Genomic DNA, 6,849 nt, shown 5'->3' with positions numbered 1-6,849 from the left:
AAACTTTAAGGACAGATCGCATGGATATGGTCACAAAATTTAATCAATTGATGGAAGGTTTTATAGCCAATGATATAACCCTCGAATGGTTGCACAAGAATCCGCAGGGCTCAATTTCCAATGGGTCAAGCATATGCCATTACAAATTGAAAAAGATGGATGGTATTTTTGTACTAGGTGCTTACGGTGTTAGTCGATTTACCAATTGGCGTTACCATGAAATTTTAGAATCTGGTGACGTGACTTATGAATGGTATTGCCAAGAGATGTATTTCCCTAAAAATCGAGACTCTGAGTTGGAAATGCTTGCGCACAATCAAGCAGGATTTGACCATATTAAAGCTTTTGGTATCGAGGTTAACGAGCTGTAAGTTCATTTTAAAGTAGTTGCGTACGTTCTTTTACGTCTTAGGTTTAACTCAGTCTTTTTTCAGTATTTCATACTATTTGATGTCACGCTCACCTCTTGATATCTATGATCTGGACGATCATTTCAGACAATCTCACTACAAGAGATTGTTAAAATCACTGGTTTCACTGCAATATATCCACCAGCAGCGAGAGCGTTTAATAGCGAGTCGGACAAGAAATCCCTAGGGCTTTTTATTCGCTAATTACTAACGCAGTATTAGGAAAATCATGACCTGTAAGGCCTTGCGGCAAGGCGATAGACAAACTTTGGCAAAATTATGGCAAACTCTATTTTTGTGTGTTTTTGTGAAGATTGGCTTGGCAACTTTTGTGAAGTAAGATTTTGAGCATAAATGTAAATAGCAATCTGTGTAGGGGTCAACAATACATCGTTAGGCACTGGTTCACTATTTTATAAAAAGGATGTTCAATGTTAAATGTCGTAATGTGGTATTTCATGATTGGGCTTGTTATTACCACTACATTTTTAATTATTTTTTCCATTATTCGACGGCGCGTAAAAAACCGTACTCGTGTTGAGCAACTTATTTTTCACATAATCGCCTGGCTAATATTTTGGCCAGTCTTGGTGTTTCAGATTATATGGTTTAGGGAAATCAAATTTGTTTTTTCAGACATTTTTCGCGCGATCCCCTACTTAGATATTGATAAAGCGATTAAAGAAAGAGAAATCGCTCTTAAAGCATTATGGGATTCGCCACCGTTATGCGGGCAACAAGTGTTTGCTAGAGGATTGAATGAAGCCGAATATGAATACCTGCCATCCACTTTCATTTTTGATGCCAACGAGTTAGCCACGGTCCTATCAGATGATCGATTGAGTAAAGGCGGCTATCATAGTGATGAAGCGTCCATTGCTAGATGGTTAGCATATCGAGACAACAAGCTGAATTTTATTGCTCGAGTGCCTCAGGAATGGGGACGAATGTCTTACGTTATACAAAAAGTGGTGGAACAAGGGGTAGGCACTGCATTTTGCCCAATATGCCAATGTTGCTATTCTGCACGTCAAATAATAAAACCGAAGTCGACAGTCAACACCGGATGGAATTTCAATAGTATCTATTGCCCCGAAAAGCATTTATTACATCATACAAAGGGGATTCATTTTTCTCGAAGGTCTCATTAACTGAACTTGCAAACACATTTGTGACTTGGTTGAAATTTATCTCAAAAAAGCAAGTTGACCATAGGTTAAAATTTTTACATAGTGGTGAAAAAGAACAACAGGTCATAGCACCGTGATAAAAGATGAAAAGGACCTTCATTGGCATTTAATTGAACTGATTGCCTATTGGCAAGGTAAGGTAAACGCCACTCATTTAGTTAAGTACTTTAATATCAGTCGAAAACACGCCGGAGATTACCTTCGCGCTTACCAAGAGCACTACCCGCTAAACTTAAATTACAGTTCAAGTGATAAAGGCTTTTTACCCACGCCACATTTTAAGTACTATCATATCAATGGAGATGTGACACAATATTTAGAATGGCTGAGTATGTCTCCAACCCAGCCCATATATCAAATAAATGCCATCAATCCACTGACTTACACATCATTACGTTTACCAAGTCGACAAGTGTCTCCCTATATAATGCGCGCCCTAGTGGCCGCTATTAACCAACAAAGTAGAATTGAAGTAGATTATATTTCTTTGTCTAACCCTGATGGCGAAGGACGGATAATACAGCCTCATGTTTTTGTTAAAACCGGTTTACGTTGGCACTTACGAGCTTATGACGAAAAACATCAAGCCTTCCGCGATTTTGTGCTGAGTCGTTTTCGTGGCGAGCCAGAACTACTAGATAAAGCTTCACATAATTCCGAGCAAGATGATGGCTGGAATACCTTAATTAATATCATACTCGCTCCAGACCAACGGCTAAGTCCAGCGCAAAAAAACGTATTAGAGCAAGACTATCGAATGCAAAACGGGCAATTAGTTATCGAAACCCGCGCCGCCCTTACCCAATATTTATTGCAGGAATTGCAGGTTAATTTTAAGTTTCACGACAAATCACCTGAGGCCCAGCAACTAGTATTGGTAAACGAAAGTGACATAAAAAAATGGCTATTCAGTGGTTAAAGTTGTTTTTGGCATAAAGACCTGTAAACAAAGTTTACTGGTTATATTTCAGGGATTGAGGCGAGTAAAAAATTAGGTGACATTTACGGTGTTAAATAAACCAATTTAAATAAGAGGCTTGTTAAAGGATGAACACAAAGAAATGAAAGACTTATCACCCTCTGATTTAAAAACCATATTGCACTCTAAACGAGCTAATTTGTATTACCTCGAATATTGCCGAGTCATGCAAAAAGATGGGCGGGTGCTGTATCTGACCGAAGCCAACTCTTCGCAAAAAAACGGTGAAAACCAGTATTTCAATATTCCTATAGCTAATACCACAGTGTTAATGCTGGGCAATGGCACCTCAATTACCCAAGCTGCGGTGCGCATGTTGGCACAAGCCGGCGTACTATTGGGTTTTGCTGGTGGCGGTGGTACACCCTTGTACATGGGCAACGAGATTGAATGGTTAAACCCACAAAGCGAATACCGGCCTACCGAATACATTCAAGGCTGGTTGTCATTTTGGTTTGACGACAGCAAACGCCTTGAGGCCGCCAAACAATTTCAAACCGCGCGAATCGAATACTTACACACTGTTTGGACTAAAGACAAAGAGTTAAAACAAGAAGGTTTTAACTTAAATGACAGCAGTATTACAAGCGCATTAAGCACCTTTGAACAACGTACTGCCGATGCCAAAAAATCATCTGACTTACTACTGACCGAAGCACAACTCACCAAAGTGCTTTACAAGTTTGCCGCTAACAATACCGGCACCAGTGATTTTACCCGCCAGCACCAAGGCACAACAAAGGGCAACATCGACAAAGCCAACGACTTTCTTAATCACGGCAACTACTTAGCCTATGGTTTAGCTGCCACCACCTTGTGGGTGCTAGGCATTCCCCACGGGTTTGCCGTCATGCACGGTAAAACCCGCCGTGGTGCTTTAGTGTTTGATATTGCTGATTTAATTAAAGACGCCATCGTGTTGCCTTGGGCCTTTATCTGCGCCAAAGAAAACGCCACCGAACAAGAATTTCGCCAGCAAATACTGCAAAAGTTTACTGACCACAAAGCCCTCGATTTTATGTTTGAGCAAGTTAAAAAAGTCGCTTTGCAAGGTAAAAACGAGCAAGAGGTTGCCATTTTATGATGGTCACCTTTGTCAGTCAGTGTGAGAAAAACGCATTAAAGAAAACGCGCAGAGTGCTGGATGCCTTTGCCGACCGAATAGGCGACAACACCTGGCAAACCGTGATCACCAAAGATGGCTTATTAACCGTTAAAAAAATGCTACGTCAAACCGCCAGCAAAAGCACCGCAGTAAGTTGCCACTGGATACGCAGCCGCGCGCGAAGCCAGTTTTTATGGGTGGTGGGAAATAGACATAAGTTTAATAGTTTGGGCGTGGTGCCGGTAAATACAACAGAAAAAGAGGTTCCAATGGATTTTACGCAGGATAAACCGAAAAATTTTGTGATTTACGAAAATACTCATTAACAACGATTAGACCACCATTTATTTGCCGTTGGTTATGTTGCGCAAGCTTTATATAGCTACTTTTATCCAAGTAAAAAAAATCAAGCAAATGCCTCATTTATTGCTGGTTGCATGCACGATATTGGTAAGTTAGATCCATCATTTCAAACATGGGTGATTGATCCAAAAAGTAAAAATTATCAAGCCGACGATGGTCAGCATATTGATACTGTGAAGTTTAGTTTTGAAAAACATCCAAGGCACAATGAAATTTCTGCCCTTGTCTTTCAATGTATAGCCGATAGAGCGAAAGATATTAGGCCAATTAAACAATCTATTAAACATGCTATTTATTGGCATCATGCCAAGCCCTTCCGGCCTAATGTCAAAGATGGCTTCGATACCTACGGCAAGATTTATAGCAAGCTAAAAAATAGCTTAGCAGATAAAGCTTGGACATTGATTTCTGAACACTCAATTGTCATGTTAAATAAAGTCTGCGAGCTAGACATAAATTACCGTGGCAGCGCCGAAAGCTACTTGAAAAAATCGTTTATGAGCGAAGTAGATGACGAAACATTAGTTAATTATGAACATACTCCTTTACCAAGTTATAAAGAGTATGAAGCGGCTGAAAATATTCGAGAGTATGAAAGTAAGGTTCGCACCAATTCGAATAATAATGAAATTAGAGCTTGCCTCATAACTGCAGATCGTTGGGTTTCGTCTTTGTCAGCGAAAGAACTTGCTCAGCACATTAAACACAAAACTTTAAATGAGTTTGTTAGTGAACAATTGATAACTAATGTCACCATAGAGAGTGATTTAACTGCACACATTCGGGAATGCATTCGTAGTTTTCCAGATAGCGAACGTAGCGACAAGCAAACATTGGTTGCCCAAAAATTGGCGCAGGATGCAGATAGAGTCAAAGTACTAGCCGGTGCGGCAGGCTGCGGAAAAACCAAAATAGCGTTGGAATGGGCTGAATTGAGGGTTGCCCAACAAATAATTTGGGTATGCCCCAGAGTGCAAATATGCCAAGGCATGTTTACTGAATTGAAAGCCTCTGATGAACCCTATTTACGAGATGCCACCGTAGAACTATTTACTGGCGAGTTTAAATGTACCGACAGTTTCGAAAATAGTACGACCGAAGATCAATATCTGACTGGTGACATTGTGATCACCACGATTGATCAACTGTTGAGTAGTGTAATTAGCCATACTAAAGCTGACCGTTTGTTAAATTACCTAAGCGCACACGTGGTATTTGATGAATATCATGAGTACATCAACATGCCTGCATTTAACCTTTTGTTTGCCGAATTAATAGCTTCCAGAAACGAGTTGAATAATGGCGCTAACACCTTATTGGTTTCAGAAACACCTTACTATTTTTATCTCAAAGAAGTCTTAAATATTGATGTGGATTATGACCTAGTGGAAATGGCATCGTTTAATGATAAAAAATATCAATTTGAATTTACAACATACGATGAAACGCAAGAAAATCAGAGCAATCCACTGTACCAAAAACAGTCGCTCACCACATTTGTTATAAGCAATACAGCAACCACAGCGCAAAAGAGTTTTATTAATAATCTAAGTGAAGAAAACGCTATTCTGCTGCATTCTAAATTCAAGAAAAGTGATAAAAAGCAATTATTTAGTAGGGTGTTTGAAGCATTCAAGCGTGATGGTAACAAAGCATACGAAATTCTAAGAAGCGGCCCTATTGTACAAGCATCTTTAAATATAAGTTGTGATTATATGGTGTCGGAAATCACCACCGCAGAAAACTGTTTGCAACGCATGGGACGTTTAGACCGCTTTGGCCAGAATGAAGAAATTAATCGCTATACCATTGCGGTTCCTGAAACATTCAAAGCTGGTAAAGGCACAGGTTCAGTTACTCGTTTCCTCGCAAGTTCTAACGAACTTTCTTCCGCAAGAGCCTGGTACAACGTATTGGTCGAAAAAACCGAAAACGGTAATAAGATCCAAACGATTGCCAATGTATACGAAATATACAAATCGTTTTACCGCCAACCATCAGCGCTAGAGTTTATTGAACAAGACATGGTGGCAGCGATGAAAAAAAGTGTTGGCGTTATTACCGCCAAAATCAGTGAACCACAAACTATGATAACGCGCAAAAAACAAGACAAACAACGCGCCAAAATTAGTAGTAATTCACTACGTGGAGATAGTCGGTTTGTGCAAATGGCGTTATGCGATTTGAACGATAAAACTAATCCCGTTTTTATCGAAGGCTATGCTTACACCATTTCAACTGACGAAAATATTGAAGTAGATAACTTAACGGCATCATGTGAACTGATACAAGGCTATGGTGACAGTAATAACAACCTCTTGACTCATATGATGAAAAAGCATCACAACATTATGGGTGAGAAAAAAGCCTTCAAAGACTTTATCTTACTCAACGATGCAAAAGATCCTGAGTTTCCTATCTATCTGAGTTACAGCCCAAACGACTTACTACCTGTTGGCGGTGAGGTGTCGAGGCATAACTCAGCTATTTACTATGGCGTATGTGAACAACAAGCTATAGGCGCAATTTCAATCAAAAACTTAACCAATACAAAGGACTAATCATGGAAAAAGTAACAGGTATTAAAAGCGTTGATTTTAAAATTAAAGCACTTGGGCATGGAGTAGTGAACTGGAATGGACCGACATCATTAACAGGTGATGCAGGAAAAACGGTAGATAATCATACTTTACCAAAACTGCGAGGTTACTCTAATTTGACAGGTAAAGTGAAGGAAGAAACAGGTTATAAATATCGAAAAGAGGCTACAGATATCGATTTTAAAAAGACTCCGCTTTATAT

4 protein-coding genes and 2 pseudogenes are annotated in these 6,849 nt (G+C 39.6%); all 6 read left to right on the top strand.

Annotation, left to right across the window (positions count from 1 at the left end; genetic code table 11):
* A partial coding sequence (locus NWQ57_RS22120; protein ID WP_306024357.1) for a hypothetical protein occupies positions 1-371 on the top strand: 371 nt, incomplete at its 5' end.
* Positions 372-841: 470 nt separating this feature from the next.
* Positions 842-1,561, top strand: a complete 720-nt coding sequence (locus tag NWQ57_RS22115; protein WP_306024356.1) for a hypothetical protein — start codon at positions 842-844, stop codon at positions 1,559-1,561.
* Positions 1,562-1,673: 112 nt separating this feature from the next.
* Positions 1,674-2,519, top strand: a complete 846-nt coding sequence (locus NWQ57_RS22110) for a WYL domain-containing protein (protein ID WP_306024355.1) — start codon at positions 1,674-1,676, stop codon at positions 2,517-2,519.
* Positions 2,520-2,661: 142 nt separating this feature from the next.
* On the top strand, positions 2,662-3,663 hold the full coding sequence (cas1f, locus tag NWQ57_RS22105) for a type I-F CRISPR-associated endonuclease Cas1f (RefSeq protein ID WP_306024354.1): 1,002 nt from the start codon (positions 2,662-2,664) through the stop codon (positions 3,661-3,663).
* Positions 3,660-6,608, top strand: a pseudogene (locus NWQ57_RS22100) (CRISPR-associated endonuclease Cas3''). The gene cas1f and the pseudogene NWQ57_RS22100 overlap by 4 nt, the downstream one beginning before the upstream one ends.
* A 2-nt stretch (positions 6,609-6,610) precedes the next feature.
* Positions 6,611-6,849, top strand: a pseudogene (locus tag NWQ57_RS22095) (hypothetical protein); the annotation flags it as partial.

The sequence above is a fragment of the Paraglaciecola sp. genome, assembly GCF_030730205.1.
GTDB lineage: Bacteria > Pseudomonadota > Gammaproteobacteria > Enterobacterales > Alteromonadaceae > Paraglaciecola.
The sequence above is the reverse complement of the archived record's forward strand: the minus strand, read 5'-3'. Positions and strand labels throughout refer to the sequence as shown.

What these genes read in the sequence shown, in the direction of transcription:
- cas1f (WP_306024354.1), top strand. Translation starts at nt 2,662, where the DNA reads ATGAAAGACTTATCACCCTCTGATTTAAAAACCATATTGCACTCTAAA.
- NWQ57_RS22115 (WP_306024356.1), top strand. Translation starts at nt 842, where the DNA reads ATGTTAAATGTCGTAATGTGGTATTTCATGATTGGGCTTGTTATTACC.